Source organism: Croceicoccus marinus (genome assembly GCF_001661675.2).
GTDB lineage: Bacteria > Pseudomonadota > Alphaproteobacteria > Sphingomonadales > Sphingomonadaceae > Croceicoccus > Croceicoccus marinus.
In genome coordinates this window covers 1,314,185-1,327,354 of sequence record NZ_CP019602.1, presented here as the reverse complement: position 1 = coordinate 1,327,354, position 13,170 = coordinate 1,314,185, and the positions used below count along the sequence as shown (strand labels likewise).

Here is a 13,170-nt window from a genome sequence, read left to right as displayed (position 1 = left end):
GAGGGCCGGCCGTCACGCTCCGCACTGGAGCGTACCGCCGGCCTCGTAGACGGTCTTGCCCTGACGGTCGCTGATCCTGAGCGAACCCGGCCAGCTGGTGGCCTCCACGCCGCTCTGCTCGCCGGTTTCGCTCGTTCGCATCAGTTCGAATGCAAAGTCGCTGCCGGAATAGTTCTGCCAGCTGTCCATCGGAAGCGACGCCCCGCCCTTGTCGGGCGACAGCGTCAGGATCTCGCCGCCCAGCTTCAGAAAGCCCCGATCGGGCTGCGCCAGCGCGATAACCGACAGGCTGTTTTCCGGCGCGAACCCGCAGCCCGCGCCGAACAGATCGTTCTTCTCGATATCGCTATAGGATATTCGCTGGGGATCGACGGGCACGGCGGGCGGATTGTCATGCATCGCGCGGATCTCGGCCACGTCGGCCGCTTCCTGCGCCGGATCGCGCTCCTCGCCGCAAGCAGATGTCAGCAAGGCAGGCACCGCCAGTGCCGCGACCATCATTCGCCTTATCATCAAAGTCCCTTTTCCCGTCCTATTTCCGTCCGAAAAGCTTTTCGACATCGCCCATCGACAGCTTGACCCATGTCGGGCGGCCATGGTTGCACTGGCCGGATCGCGGCGTGCGCTCCATCTCGCGCAGCAGCGCGTTCATTTCGGCCACCGAAAGCCGCCGCCCCGCCCGCACCGATCCGTGGCAAGCCATGGTCGCAAGCACGAGATCGAGCTTCTCGCCCAGCAACAGCGCTTCGCCGTTCTGCGCGATATCGTCGGCGATGTCCTGCAGCAGCGACTGGCAATTCGCGCCCGACAAGGCAGCGGGCAGCGACCGGACCAGCACCGCATCGGGTCCGAAACGCTCGACCCCAAGGCCCAGCTCGCCCAGCCGGTCGGCGGCACTTTCGATGCGGTCGCAGTCGCCTTCGTCCATTTCCACGACCTCGGGAATCAGCAGGGCCTGCGCCCGCGCGACCCCGCTGTCCGCTCCCGCGGCGCGCAGCCGTTCCAGCGTCAGCCGTTCATGCGCCGCATGCTGGTCGACGATGACCAGCCCGTCCGAAGCCTCCGCCACGATATAGGTCTCCGCGATCTGCCCGCGGGCGGCACCCATAGGAAACTCGTCGGCCTCGGGCGCGTAGGAAGCGGCTTCCTCCGCCCGCGCCGAGGGTTCGAGGATCGCGGCTTCCATGGCGCGGAATGCGGACTGCGCCGGGCCGTAGGGATCAGGCCGCTGCGGATGCGCGGCGAACATCGGTCGTTGCTCGCGCAGGGCCAGCGAAAGCGGATCGCCTGCGGGTGCGGCGACCGGCTCCGATCGCCAGGCCGCCATCGCCTGCGCCGAGGGCTGCTGTGCCGAACGCCGGTCGCCTGCCGACAGCGCATCGCGCAGACCGCCCACGATCAGCGAGCGTACAGCCGCAGCGTCGCGAAACCGCACCTCGGTCTTGGCGGGATGCACGTTCACGTCGACTTCGCTAGGCGGCACGGTCAGGAACAGCGCCAGCACCGCGTGGCGATCGCGCGCCAGCATGTCGGCATAGGCCCCCCTCACCGCGCCCACCAGAAGGCGGTCCTTCACCGGGCGGCCGTTGACGAAAAGATACTGGTGGTCCGCCACGCCGCGGTTATAGGTCGGCAGCCCCGCGATGCCGGTCAGGCGCAAGGGCGCATCGACCGGCCCGCGCGCGCAGTCTATGCTGACGGCATTGTCCGCCAGCTCGCGCGCGACCAGTCGCGACACGCGGGTTTCCAGGCTCTCTCCCGGCTGCACGGCGAAGATTCGCCGCCCGTCGTTCGAAAAGCGGAATCCCACGTCGGGCCGCGCCATGGCCAGGCGGCGCATCACGTCATGGCAGGCCATGTATTCGCTGCGCGGCGTGCGCAGGAACTTGCGGCGCGCGGGCACGCGGGCGAACACGTCCTCGACCCGGATGCGGGTGCCGGGCGGCAGGGCGGCAGGCCCTTCGGAAATCGCCTCGCCGTGATCGGTCACCCGCGTCCAGCCCTGCGCCGCATCGGCGGGTCGTGATTCGATGGTCAGCCGCGCGACGCTGGCGATCGAGGGCAGCGCCTCGCCCCGAAAGCCAAGGGTCGAGACCTGCTCGATCGCGCCTTCCTCGCCGACCAGCTCGACAGGCAGCTTCGAAGTGGCATGCCGTTCCAGCGCCAACGCCATGTCATCGGGCGACATGCCGCAGCCGTCGTCGGTTACCTCGATCGAGCCAAGCCCGCCCTCGATCAGCACGACGGCGATCTTGCTCGCGCCGGAATCGATTGCGTTTTCAACGATTTCCTTTAACGCGGCGGCAGGGCGTTCGACCACCTCGCCCGCGGCGATGCGGTTCACCAGCGCCATGGGAAGTCGTCTTATGACAGGCATGGCCCGACGCTAGCGCCGAGCGGCCCGATTTTCGAGGCCAGTTAATGACGGACCATGTGGAAAAGCCGCACCAACCCCATGAATTTTTTTCCATAGGTGTCAGGATTGGGCTAGGGACACCGCAGGGACCAGCAACTACTTACGGATCGCTGTCAGCGTCACGGTCAGGCGCAAGGGCAAGTGCGACTTCGTTGAGGGACGATACCGACAATGGCTAATTTCTTTTCGCGTCTTTTCCAGTTCGGCTCGCAGAACATGGCGATCGACCTCGGCACGGCGAATACGCTCGTGTATGTGGAAGGGCGCGGGATCGTGTTGAACGAACCCTCGGTTGTCGCGATCGAGACGGAGAACGGAATCAAGCGCGTGCGTGCCGTGGGCGACGACGCCAAGATGATGATGGGCAAGACCCCGGACAGCATCGAGGCGATCCGCCCGCTGCGCGACGGCGTGATCGCCGACATCGAAGTCGCCGAGCACATGATCAAGTATTTCATCAAGAAGGTGCACGGCAAGCGCAGCATCCTGCGCCACCCCGAGATCGTGATCTGCGTCCCCTCGGGCTCCACGTCGGTCGAACGCCGCGCGATCCGCGACGCGGCCAGCAATGCCGGTGCCAGCCAGGTCTATCTGATCCTCGAGCCCATGGCGGCCGCGATCGGCGCCGACATGCCGGTAACCGAGCCGGTTGGCTCGATGGTCGTCGACATCGGCGGCGGCACGACCGAGGTCGCGGTGCTGTCGCTGCGCGGCCTTGCCTATACCACCAGCGTGCGCGTCGGCGGCGACAAGATGGACGAGGCGATCGTCTCGTATGTGCGCCGCCACCACAATCTGCTGATCGGCGAATCGACGGCGGAACGCATCAAGCAGGATTACGCCATCGCGATCCCGCCGCCGGACGGAATCGGAGAGATCATTCACCTGCGCGGCCGCGACCTGGTGAACGGCGTTCCCAAGGAAATCACCATCAACCAGGCGAATATCGCCGAGGCCCTGTCCGAACCGATCGGCGCGATCGTCGAAAGCGTCCGCATCGCGCTGGAGAATACCGCGCCCGAACTGGCCGCCGACATCGTCGACCAGGGCATCGTGCTGACCGGCGGCGGCGCGCTGATCAAGATGCTGGACGTGCATCTGCGCGAAGAGACCGGCCTGCCTGTCACCGTGGCAGAGGATCCGCTGTCCTGCGTGGCGCTCGGCACCGGACGCGCCCTTGAAGAACCGGTGTTTCGCGGCGTATTGATGACGGCCTGACATTCAGCAGGTCGGTGCGCGCCGGGTCCGGACGTTCCGGACCCGCTAGCCTGTCCCGGTTTCACGACGGCGGCCCCAGGCCGGAAGGAGTAGTGCATCATGGCGTCGGCAGAGCGGCGTCCCGGCTTTTCCAAGAGGGCGCACATCTCGATCTTCACGAGCTATGTCGCCGCCATCGGCGGTGCATTGTTCGGTTTCGTGCTGCTGCTCGTCTCGCTGTTCAGCCCGGGCAGTTTCGCCTTTGCGCGCAACGCGGCGCAGGACGCCGCCAAGCCTGTGGGAGAGGTGTCGGCCGTCACCCGCAACAGCAGCCGTTCGATCATTGGCATCATCGTCGGCTATATCGAGGCGGGCAGCAAGAACGCCGCGCTTCAGAAGGAACTGCGCGTCGCCCGCGCACAGCTGGCCGAGGCGGAGGCGATCGAGGACGAGAACCGCCGCCTCAAGCAATTGCTGTCGCTGCGCGAGAAGGAGATCCGCCCCGTCGCAAGCGCGCGGCTGATCGGATCCAGTCCGTCCAGCACTCGCCGCTTTGCGCTGATCGGCGCGGGGGCGTCGGACGGCGTCATGGTCGGGCAGCCGGTGCGTTCGGCGACCGGGCTGGTGGGCCGCGTTCTCGAAACCGGGCGGCGAACGGCGCGGGTCCTTCTGATCACCGATGGGCAGAGCATCGTCCCGGTGCGCCGCATCAAGGGCAATGTCGCCGGTTTCGCGCAGGGCCAGGCCGACGGCACGCTGATCGTGCGCCTGATCGAGATGGGGATCAACCCGCTGAAAAAGGGCGATTTGCTCGTCACCTCGGGTTCCGGCGGTCTTTACCGCCCCAACGTGCCGGTCGCGATGGTCGAGAATGTCACCCGCGACGGAGCGGTCGCGCGCATCATCTCCGATCCGGCGGCCACCGATTTCGTGATGATCGAACCCGTCTGGCAACCCATGACCGAACTGCGCGGAATGGACGGGGAAACGCCGCCGTGACGGTCCCGCATTTCCCTTCCCCGCCATGCCGCTGAAAGGCGATCGCCTTCCCGGCGAAGACATGTTCCAGCGCCGGCTGAACCGCGCGCCCTCCCCCGTGCTGGCCACGATCATCCCGTGGCTGTCGATCGCGATCCTGTCGATGGCGCCGCTGTCGCCGATCATCGCATCGGCGCCGGTACTGCCGCCGTTCAGCTTCATGCTGCTAATCGCATGGCGTCTGTTCAGGCCCGGCATGCTGCCGCTATGGGCGGGCGCTCCGCTCGGCTTGTTCGACGATCTGTTTTCCGGTCAACCAATCGGCAGTGCCGTGCTATTATGGTCGCTGACCATGATCGCACTGGAAGCATTGGACAATTGGCAGCGCTGGCGTAGCTTCTGGCAGGACTGGGCAGTGGCAAGCGTGATGATCGCCGCCTATCTGTTTTTTGGCCATGTGCTTGCGGTCATGGCCGGAACGCTCTGGTATCCTTCGCTTCTTCTGCCCCAATTGCTGATTTCGATATTGTCATTCCCCTTGTTCACCCGCCTTGTCGCCATACTTGACGTTCTGCGCCGCGCCCGCGTGAAGGTGCTGGGCTGATGGTCAGCCTGTCGTGGCGAAAGCGCCGCCGTGCGCCCAACCGTGTCAGCGCGGGTGAGCTGAGCAATGCGTTCGACCGCAGGACTTTCGTTCTGGGCGGTCTGCAGGGGGGCGTGGGCGTTCTTCTCGCGGCCCGCATGGCCTGGCTGTCGGTCGAGCAGAACGAGAAGTACCAGCTCGCATCCGAAAGCAATCGTGTCGACCTGACGCTGATCCCGCCGCGGCGCGGGTGGATTCTCGATCGGCACGGCGTGCCCCTCGCTTCGAACCGCGCGGATTTCCGTGTCGACCTTGTGCCCGAGCGGATCGTCGATCGCGAACGCACGCTGTCGGTGCTGGGCGAAGTGCTGGAATTGTCGCCTGCCGCCATCACCGACCTGCGCGACAAGCTGAACGAAGTGCGCGGCTTCCGCCCTGTCGAGGTCGCGACCGGCGTCAACTGGGAGCAGTTCGCCGCCTTGTCGGTACGCCTGCCGGACCTTCCGGGCGTCGTGCCGCAGCGCGGCTTCTCTCGCTATTACCCGACCGGTCCGTCGGTCGGACACTTGCTGGGCTATGTGGGCACCGTCTCGGCCGAGGAATACGAGGAGGAGAAGAACCCCCTCCTCATCACCCCCGGCTTCAAGATCGGCAAGGACGGGGTCGAGAAATATTTCGAACAGCGCCTGCGCGGCGAACCGGGCGCGCGCCGCGCGGAAGTGACCGCCAGCGGCAAGATCGTCCGCGACCTCGAAATGCGCGAGGACGTGCAGGGCGATCCGGTCCAGCTGACCATCGACGGCCCGCTGCAGGATTATGCTGCGCGCCGCCTGGGCCAGGAATCGGGCTCGGTCGTGGTCATGGATCTGGAGCAAGGTGACCTGCTGGCCGCGTCGTCGATGCCCAGCTTCGATCCCAACAGCTTCTCTGACGGCATCGGCCGCCTGGAATGGAAGATGCTGTCCGAGGACGACCATGTTCCCTTGCGCAACAAGGTGCTGTCCGGCCTTTACCCGCCCGGCTCGACGGTCAAGCCCTATGTGTCGCTCGCCTTCCTGAAGGAAGGCATCGATCCCGAGGAGTCGGTGTTCTGCGGCGGCGGCCTGCGGGTCGGCAACCGCGTGTTCCGCTGCTGGAAGCGCGGCGGCCACGGTACGGTCAACATGGCCAAGGGCATCTATCAAAGCTGCGACGTCTATTTCTATTATTTCGCCCAGCGCGTGGGCATGCAGCCCATTGCCGACATGGCGCGCAAGCTTGGCATGGGCTGGAAATACCCGTTGCCGGTCGAAAGCCAGTCCTATGGCACCGTGCCCGATCCGGGCTGGAAGTTGAAGAAATACGACCGCGAATGGCAGACCTTCGACACGGTGAACGCCACGATCGGTCAGGGCTACATGCTGGTCAATCCGCTGCAGCAGGCGGTCATGACCTCGCGCATCGCCAGCGGGCGCAGGCTGCAACCGCGCCTGCTCCTGTCGAACGATCCCAAGCCCGCCCCGCATCTCGACATTCCGGACGAGCATCTCGAGATCGTGCGGCATGCCATGTGGGAGGTCGTGAACGGCGGCGGCACGGCGGGCCGCGCACGCCTGCCCGTCGAAGGGGTCGAGCTTTCGGGCAAGACGGGCACCGCGCAGGTGGTGTCGCTGAACTATGGGCGCGGCGGGCGCGACGTGCCGTGGAAGTACCGCGACCATGGCCATTTCATCAGCTTCGCGCCCTATGACAAGCCGCGCTATGCCTGCGCCGTCGCCATCGAGCATGGCGCGGGTTCCTCCTCCGCCTATCCGGTGGCGCGCGACGTGATGACGTTCCTGTTCGACCCGAACAAGGCGCTGGAAGTGCTGCACGAATATGAAAAGCAGTGGGGTGGCACGGCGCAGGAACGGCTGGCCCGCAAGTATGGAGCCTATGAGGCGGCCTATGGCGGCAGCGCGCCCAAGCCGGAATCGACCGACATCGACCAGGCGACCGATGCGCCCGCCGCTTCCCCGCCCCCGCTCAATGCCGCGCAGAGCCAGCGCGCGGCCGAGGATGACAGCGTGAACCCCGGACGTTCGGCCCCCGATGCGGCATCGGCGGAATCCGCTTCCGTCGCCCAGCCTGCGCCGCCCGCCGGCGGCGGCACCGGGGGGCAGGGCCAGTGAACCGCAAGTTCCTGCCGCGGATCATCGCGCTGCAGCCCTGGGGCATCATCATTCCCCTGCTGCTGCTGGTCTGCTTCGGCGCGGCGGTGCTTTATTCGGCCGCGGGCGGCAGCCTGATGCCCTGGGCGCTGCTGCATGTGGTGCGCTTCATCGTGTTCCTCGTCATGGCGATGGTGATCGCCAACTTCTCACGCGATTTCATCCGCATGATGGCGCTGCCCGTCTATGTGCTGCTGCTGCTGATGCTGATGGCGGTGGAAGCAATCGGCTTCGTCGGCGGCGGCAGCCAGCGCTGGCTGAACCTGGGCTTCATGACCCTGCAGCCTTCGGAACTGATGAAGCCTGCCGTGGTCATCATCCTTGCCCGCTTCTACGACATGCTGCCCCCGGCCGCGACGCGGTATTTCTCATCGCTGATCGTGCCAGGCGTATTAATCGGCTTGCCCGTTGGCCTGGTGTTGCTGCAACCCGACCTTGGCACCAGCCTTGCCATCGCGTTCGGAGCGGGCGTGGTGATGTTCCTGGCAGGCCTGCCGATGGCGTGGTTCGTGACCGTGGGCCTGGCAGGAATGGCCGCGATTCCGGTCGCGTTCTTCACCCTGCTGCACGATTACCAGCAACGCCGGGTGCTGACCTTCCTCGATCCTGAAAGCGACCCGCTGGGGGCGGGCTATCACATCACCCAGTCGAAGATTGCGATCGGTTCGGGCGGGCTGTTTGGCAAGGGCTTCGGCAATGGGTCGCAAAGCCATCTCAACTATCTGCCCGAACCGCATACCGATTTCGTCTTTTCCACCATGGCCGAGGAATGGGGCATGATGGGCGGGCTATTCGTCCTGTTCGTTTTCGGCCTGCTGCTGCGCTGGGGCCTGAAGGTCGCGACCGGCACGCCGGACCGCTTCGGGCGGCTGATGGCGGCCGGGCTGACGGCGACGATCTTCTTCTATGCGGCGATCAACTTGATGATGGTGATGGGGCTGGCGCCGGTCGTCGGCATCCCCCTTCCCTTCATGAGCCATGGCGGTTCCTCGATGCTGACGATCATGATCTGCGTGGGCCTGATCATGGCGGTGGAACGCTGGAACACGCGCGAGCCGGGCAGTTTCGCGTAAGCCTTCAAGAAATTTTCGGAAAGGCGAAATTCCCCCTTCCATCCCGCGGCGCAGCCTTTATAGGGAGGCCTCCCACGGCGAATCGCACTTCGCGCTTCTTGCCGGGATCGTCGGAAACCTGGCGATGTGGACGCATAGCTCAGTTGGTAGAGCAGCTGACTCTTAATCAGCGGGTCCTTGGTTCGAGCCCAAGTGCGTCCACCACCCCCCCTTTTGCTCCTCGTCGGATTGTCGCCTCGCGGTAACTCCCGTCGCGCGCTGCGCATGAAAAAGGGGGCGGATTGCTCCGCCCCCTCGTTCCGTCGGTCGTGATGGCCGACCCTACATGCCCGAACCGGGGCCATAGGTGATCTCGACCCGGCGGTTCTGCGGCTCGCGCACGCCATCGGCGGTTTCCACGCGCGGCCGATTCTCGCCAAAGCCCTCGGTGCTGATCTCGCCTGCGGGAATGTTCCGCGAGGCCAGATAGTCGCTCACGGCTTGCGCCCTGCGTTCCGAAAGTCGGACGTTGTAACCCGCCGGGCCGGACCGGTCGGTGTGTCCGGCGACCATGATCGGCACCGAACTGCAGTCCGCATAGGATGCGACGGCGCTGTCCAGGATACCGGCAGCCTCCCCGGTGATTTCTGCCGAATCGAAGTCGAAGAAGACGATATAGGGACCCGTGTTGCACACCACCTGCTGCGCGGGCGGCGGCGGTGGGGGCGGAGGTGGCAGCGGCGGCGGAGGAGGAGGAGGAGGAGGAGGAGGGGGCGACCCGAAATTATAGGTCAGCGATCCCATCAGCGAATGGGTGCGTACATCCGTCTCGTACCCTCCGTCGAAGAAGGCCGGGTCGGACAGCTCCAGATTGTCGTGCCGGAAATAGCGGTACTTCAGCCCGGCATCCCAGTTGTCGGACAATGGTGCACGGACACCCGCGATCAGCTGCCATGCGAAACCGGTATCGCTGTCCGAAAAATAGACCTCGTCGCCCGGCAATTGCATGTCCGTCCGCGCAATGCCCGCGCCGCCTCCGACGAAGCCCTGCAGGCCATCGTCGGCGCCGAAATCGACCAGGCCGTTGATCATGAAGCTCAGCGTGTCGAATTCGATCGGTGCGTCTTCGTCGTCGAAGGGCCCATTGCGGGTCGTACCGCCATCGTCGTTCGCACCTTTGTAGCCCGCTTCGGCTTCGACCCTGAACGCGCCCAGATCGTATCCCGCGACAATGTCGAAATCATAGCCGACGTCCCAGTCGATCTCTCCGGCAGAATCGAAACTGTCGAGATCGACATCGGATGTTTCGGTCAGCATCAAGCCGCCGTCCGCCCCGATATAGAAACTGCCCTCGCGGGCGATGGCGCCGGTCGACAGCATCGACGTTGCAACAAGCCCGGCAAAGATGCGATTAATCAAAAGACTTCCCCCGATGCTCCTACAGATTGCGCGCCTTGCGTTAAATTTTTACGCGAAAAATACCAGTTTCATTAAGGATTAATTTTTCCGAATAGCGACAGGTCCGTAAAGATAGACCGCACAATGCGGCGACAGCAGAACGCCATCATTGCCCGCCCGTTCCCGCCTGTCCTTGACCGGACATTCGCGAATAGTTTGGTGCTGCGTGAAGCGTGCCTATTTCGTCAGGCAGAACGGACAATTCGCGGCAAAATGTCCGGGAGTTATTTCAGCGAACTCAGGCACATGCGACTTCATGTATTCGTCATGTTCCACGGGACTGCGGGGCCAGAAATGGCAGCCCGGCGGCGGATCCAGCGGACTGGGCGGATCGCCCTGCAGCACGATGCGGCTGCGGGTGCGTTCAAGCCGGGGATCGGGCCGCGGGATCGCGCTCATCAGCGCGCGGGTATAGATATGCAGCGGATCGTCGACGATATCTTCCGCGCTGCCTAGTTCGATGATCTTGCCCAGATACATCACTGCGATCCGGTCCGCGATATAGCGCACGACCGACAGGTCGTGGCTGATGAAGATCATCGTCAGCCCCATCCTGCGAGTCAGGTCCTTCAGCAGGTTCAGGATCTGCGACTGGATCGACACGTCCAGCGCCGAAACCGGCTCGTCCGCGATGATCAGCTTGGGTTCGGGCGCAAGCGCGCGCGCGATGGCGACGCGCTGGCGCTGGCCGCCCGAGAACTCGTGCGGATAGCGGCGCATCTGCGCGGGGTTCATGCCGACCGTGCGCATCAGCTCGGCGACGCGCCCGCGCAGGGCATCGCCCTTCAGTTCCGGATGGCGGGTTCGCACCGCCTCGGCCAAAGTGTCCAGAACGGTCATGCGCGGGTCCAGCGACGCATAGGGATCCTGGAAGATCATCTGGAAATCGATCCGCGCCGAGCGCAATTCGCTGTCGGACAGGGCGCCGATCTCGCGCCCCTCCAGAAACACGCGCCCCGACGTAGGCCGGATCAACTGCATGATCGTGCGGCCCAATGTCGACTTGCCGCAGCCAGATTCGCCCACCAGCCCCAGGATCTCCCCCTCGCGGATGGTCAGCGAGATGCCGTCGACCGCCTTGACCACGCCCTTGCTGGTGCGGCTGAACGGCTTGTTGCCCAAATCGAAATGGGTCTTCACATCGTCGAGGACGAGAAAATCGCTCATGCCGCGCCCTCCCCCCGCAGCGTTTCCAGGTCGCCCAGGTCATGCCTGGGCAGCACGCTTTCGATCGGCGCGCTGGAATCGCAAAAGCGGCAATCGGCGAAACAGTGTCCGTCGCCCTTGTCGACCAGTTGCGGGCGGTCGCCTTCTGGCTTTGCGACCTTGGGATAGGGGCAGCGCGGATAGAAAGCGCAGCCCTCGATCGGCTTCGACACGTCGGGCGGCAGTCCGGGGATCGTGTAAAGCTCCGCCCCCTTGGTCTGCAGCGAGGGGATCGTCTTCTGCAGGGCGCGGGTATAGGGGTGCATAGGCTCGTAGAAGACCTGCTCCGCCGTGCCGCTTTCCATCAGCTTGCCGCCATACATCACGTTCACCTTGTCGCAGGTGCCCGCCACCACGCCCAAATCGTGGGTGACCAGGATCACGGCGGTGCCAAGCCGCTCCTGCCGCTCCTTGATAATGTCCAGGATCTGCGCCTGCACCGTCACGTCAAGCGCGGTGGTCGGCTCGTCCGCGATCAGCAGGTCGGGTTCGGTGATCAGCGCCATGGCGATCATCACGCGCTGCCGCATACCGCCCGAGAACTCGTGCGGATACTGGTGCCTGCTTCTTCAGGCTGATCACGCCCGATCGCACGATGCGCGCCGTGGTCAGCCATTCGATGCAGCCGATGGCGACGAAGATCAGCCACAGCGAACGCCCGAACGCGACCATCAGCAGGATCACGAAGATCGTGAACGGCAGCGCGTAGAGCAGGTCGACGAAGCGCATCATCGCGCTGTCGACCCTGCCCCCCAGATAGCCGGCGGTCGCGCCGTACATCACCCCGATCAGCAGCGCGACCAGCGTCGCGACCAGCCCGACCAGCAGCGAAATGCGCCCGCCCTCCATCACTCGCACCATCAGATCGCGGCCCAGCGTATCGGTGCCGAACCAATGATCGGACGAGGGACCGACCGCGCCCAGGAACAGGTCCTGCGTCTGGCTGTCGTATGGCGACAGCCACGGCCCGACCACGCAGAACAATGCGATGAAGATGAAGATGAACAGGCTGCTGACCGCCAGCCGGTTGCGTTTCAGCCGGTGCCACGCATCGCGCCAGAGGGAGGTCCAGCTCTTCGGCGGCAATCTCGCTCGCATCGGTCGGTGGCGGGACGGGTTCGTCGGCAAGGACGGCGGTTTGGGAATGATCGCTCATGATATGTGCCCCGCCCTATTCGTATTTCAGCCGCGGATTGAGCGCGACCTGCACGATGTCGACCAGCAGGTTCATCACCACGATCAGCGCCGCGAACAGCACGGTCAGGCCCAGGATCAGGAAATCGTCGCGGTTCAGCGCGCCCTTCACGAACCATTGGCCCAGGCCGGGGATCTGGAAAATGGTCTCGACCACGAAGCTGCCCGAAATGATGCCGGCCAGCGCAGGGCCCAGGAAGGTGATCGCCGGGATCAGCCCGCCCTTCAGACAGTGCTTCCACACGATGGTGCTTTCCGAAACGCCCTTGGCCCGCGCGGTGCGTACCCAGTCCTGGTTCAGCATTTCCAGCATGCCGCCACGCGTCAGCCGCGCGAAATAGGCCGCGTAATACAGTCCCAGCGTCAGTGCGGGCAGGATGACATATTCCGGCCCGAACCAGCCCGCCACCGGCAGCAGTTCGAAGATCAGCCCGAAGACCAGCGCCAGCAGCGGCCCCATGACGAAGGTCGGCAGGCAGATACCCGCCATCGACACCGACATCGGCACGTAATCCAGCCAGCTGTTCTGCCGCACCGCCGCGATGATGCCCACCGGAATGCCCAGGAACAGCGCCAGCCCCAAGGCCAGCGACCCCAGCTTCAGCGAGACCGGAAAGCTCTCCGCGATGATGTCGGTGACCGACCGGTTGGCATAGACCGCTGACGGCCCGAATTCACCGCGCAGCGCGTTCGAGACCGAGGTAACGAAGCGCTCCCCGACCGGCTTGTCATAGCCATAGAACGCCTCGATCTGGGCGAGGATCTCGGGCCGGATGGCGCGTTCGGTGCTGAACGGGCTGCCGGGCGTGGCGGCCACCAGGAAGAAGGTGACCGCATAGATGGCCAGCAGCACCAGAAGCCCCTGGACCAGCCGGACGGCGACGAAGCGGAACATCG

General features: G+C 64.9%; 12 protein-coding genes and 1 tRNA gene. 6 read left to right on the top strand and 7 right to left on the bottom strand.

The window, feature by feature from the left end:
* Positions 1-12 precede the first annotated feature (12 nt).
* Together A9D14_RS06320 and mutL are read right to left on the bottom strand one after the other, a co-directional pair.
* On the bottom strand, positions 13-513 hold the full coding sequence (locus A9D14_RS06320; protein ID WP_198302061.1) for a hypothetical protein: 501 nt from the start codon (positions 511-513) through the stop codon (positions 13-15).
* 19 nt (positions 514-532) lie between these two features.
* Positions 533-2,377, bottom strand: coding sequence for a DNA mismatch repair endonuclease MutL (gene mutL / locus A9D14_RS06315; RefSeq protein ID WP_066844149.1), 1,845 nt, complete (start codon positions 2,375-2,377; stop codon positions 533-535).
* Between the two features lie 210 nt (positions 2,378-2,587).
* On the opposite strand from mutL, the gene A9D14_RS06310 reads away from it, so the two are divergent.
* From A9D14_RS06310 to A9D14_RS06285, 6 genes are all read left to right on the top strand, one after another.
* Positions 2,588-3,634 (top strand): rod shape-determining protein, encoded by a 1,047-nt coding sequence (locus tag A9D14_RS06310; protein WP_066844147.1) that lies wholly within the window; start codon positions 2,588-2,590, stop codon positions 3,632-3,634.
* 99 nt (positions 3,635-3,733) lie between these two features.
* Positions 3,734-4,612: a rod shape-determining protein MreC gene (mreC, locus tag A9D14_RS06305; protein WP_066844145.1), complete on the top strand. Its 879-nt coding sequence runs from the start codon at positions 3,734-3,736 to the stop codon at positions 4,610-4,612.
* A 25-nt stretch (positions 4,613-4,637) separates the two neighbouring features.
* Positions 4,638-5,195: an aldehyde dehydrogenase family protein gene (locus A9D14_RS06300; RefSeq protein ID WP_066844136.1), complete on the top strand. Its 558-nt coding sequence runs from the start codon at positions 4,638-4,640 to the stop codon at positions 5,193-5,195.
* Positions 5,195-7,324: a penicillin-binding protein 2 gene (gene mrdA, locus A9D14_RS06295; protein WP_066844133.1), complete on the top strand. Its 2,130-nt coding sequence runs from the start codon at positions 5,195-5,197 to the stop codon at positions 7,322-7,324. The genes A9D14_RS06300 and mrdA overlap by 1 nt, the downstream gene beginning before the upstream one ends.
* Positions 7,321-8,436, top strand: coding sequence for a rod shape-determining protein RodA (gene rodA, locus A9D14_RS06290; RefSeq protein WP_066844129.1), 1,116 nt, complete (start codon positions 7,321-7,323; stop codon positions 8,434-8,436). Before mrdA ends, rodA begins: the two co-directional genes overlap by 4 nt.
* A gap of 128 nt (positions 8,437-8,564) precedes the next feature.
* Positions 8,565-8,640 (top strand) — tRNA-Lys (locus A9D14_RS06285).
* Between the two features lie 117 nt (positions 8,641-8,757).
* On the opposite strand, the gene A9D14_RS06280 is transcribed toward A9D14_RS06285, so the two are convergent.
* From A9D14_RS06280 to A9D14_RS06260, 5 genes are all read right to left on the bottom strand, one after another.
* Positions 8,758-9,831: an OmpA family protein gene (locus A9D14_RS06280; RefSeq protein ID WP_083988001.1), complete on the bottom strand. Its 1,074-nt coding sequence runs from the start codon at positions 9,829-9,831 to the stop codon at positions 8,758-8,760.
* Positions 9,832-10,050: 219 nt separating this feature from the next.
* A complete protein-coding gene (locus A9D14_RS06275) occupies positions 10,051-11,040 on the bottom strand; it encodes an ABC transporter ATP-binding protein (protein WP_066844122.1) in 990 nt (329 codons plus the stop codon).
* Positions 11,037-11,594, bottom strand: a complete 558-nt coding sequence (locus tag A9D14_RS06270) for an oligopeptide/dipeptide ABC transporter ATP-binding protein (RefSeq protein WP_269769226.1) — start codon at positions 11,592-11,594, stop codon at positions 11,037-11,039. Before A9D14_RS06270 ends, A9D14_RS06275 begins: the two co-directional genes overlap by 4 nt.
* Entirely contained in the window at positions 11,527-12,165 is a 639-nt protein-coding gene (locus A9D14_RS06265) for an ABC transporter permease (RefSeq protein WP_198302060.1), read from the bottom strand. The genes A9D14_RS06270 and A9D14_RS06265 overlap by 68 nt, the downstream gene beginning before the upstream one ends.
* Before the next feature lie 85 nt (positions 12,166-12,250).
* Complete coding sequence (locus tag A9D14_RS06260) at positions 12,251-13,168, bottom strand: ABC transporter permease (protein ID WP_066844119.1); 918 nt, start codon at positions 13,166-13,168, stop codon at positions 12,251-12,253.
* Between the last annotated feature and the right edge of the window lie 2 nt (positions 13,169-13,170).

Bases quoted from the DNA above. Each gene is read 5' to 3' on its own strand.
- A9D14_RS06320 (WP_198302061.1), bottom strand. From the start codon at position 513: ATGATAAGGCGAATGATGGTCGCGGCACTGGCGGTGCCTGCCTTGCTG.
- A9D14_RS06300 (WP_066844136.1), top strand. From the start codon at position 4,638: ATGCCGCTGAAAGGCGATCGCCTTCCCGGCGAAGACATGTTCCAGCGC.
- A9D14_RS06260 (WP_066844119.1), bottom strand. From the start codon at position 13,168: ATGTTCCGCTTCGTCGCCGTCCGGCTGGTCCAGGGGCTTCTGGTGCTG.
- A9D14_RS06270 (WP_269769226.1), bottom strand. From the start codon at position 11,594: ATGATCGCCATGGCGCTGATCACCGAACCCGACCTGCTGATCGCGGAC.
- mrdA (WP_066844133.1), top strand. From the start codon at position 5,195: ATGGTCAGCCTGTCGTGGCGAAAGCGCCGCCGTGCGCCCAACCGTGTC.
- A9D14_RS06275 (WP_066844122.1), bottom strand. From the start codon at position 11,040: ATGAGCGATTTTCTCGTCCTCGACGATGTGAAGACCCATTTCGATTTG.
- mreC (WP_066844145.1), top strand. From the start codon at position 3,734: ATGGCGTCGGCAGAGCGGCGTCCCGGCTTTTCCAAGAGGGCGCACATC.
- mutL (WP_066844149.1), bottom strand. From the start codon at position 2,377: ATGCCTGTCATAAGACGACTTCCCATGGCGCTGGTGAACCGCATCGCC.
- A9D14_RS06310 (WP_066844147.1), top strand. From the start codon at position 2,588: ATGGCTAATTTCTTTTCGCGTCTTTTCCAGTTCGGCTCGCAGAACATG.